The sequence below is a fragment of the Rahnella perminowiae genome, from assembly GCF_019049695.1.
In the GTDB taxonomy this organism is placed as follows: domain Bacteria; phylum Pseudomonadota; class Gammaproteobacteria; order Enterobacterales; family Enterobacteriaceae; genus Rahnella; species Rahnella perminowiae.
Genome location: NZ_JAFMOT010000083.1, coordinates 1 through 464, shown reverse-complemented (window position 1 = coordinate 464; position 464 = coordinate 1). Strand labels below are relative to the sequence as shown.

Annotated in this window: 1 protein-coding gene; it reads right to left on the bottom strand. The window is 44.6% G+C overall.

The window, feature by feature from the left end:
• Nucleotides 1–111: 111 nt before the first annotated feature.
• A partial coding sequence (gene coaE, locus J1781_RS00400; protein WP_217233020.1) for a dephospho-CoA kinase occupies nt 112–464 on the bottom strand: 353 nt, incomplete at its 5' end.

The following is a 464-nucleotide window of genomic DNA, read 5'->3' as shown; positions in this document are numbered from 1 at the left end:
CTAGTTGATGATACGCTAACCGCGATTCGTCAACGCTCATCGGTAAAATCATAATTTAACTTGTCGCAATCTTAACAGCCGTCTTAATCAGACGGCTTTTTATCGTTAAAGCTAATTAACCCCTGCCATTGCCAAATATTTTTGGTGCAACTGTTCAAGTTTTAAATACAAATCGTCTAAGCTACCATTGTTGTCGACAATGTCATCAGCTTGCCTGAGCCTGTCATGACGCGACAGTTGATTTGCCATGATATTTTGAATACGTTCAGGTGTTTGACCATCGCGTTGACTGGCGCGCTCAATCTGCAAGGATTCATGACTATCAACCACCAAGACTCGCTCACACAGATTGGCCAGCCCTGCTTCAGAGGCTTCTAACAGTAAGGGTGCTACCAAAATTACATAGGGCGACTGGGCAGTTGCTAGTAATTCTTTGGCACGGCTGCGAATGGCAGGATGGGTAA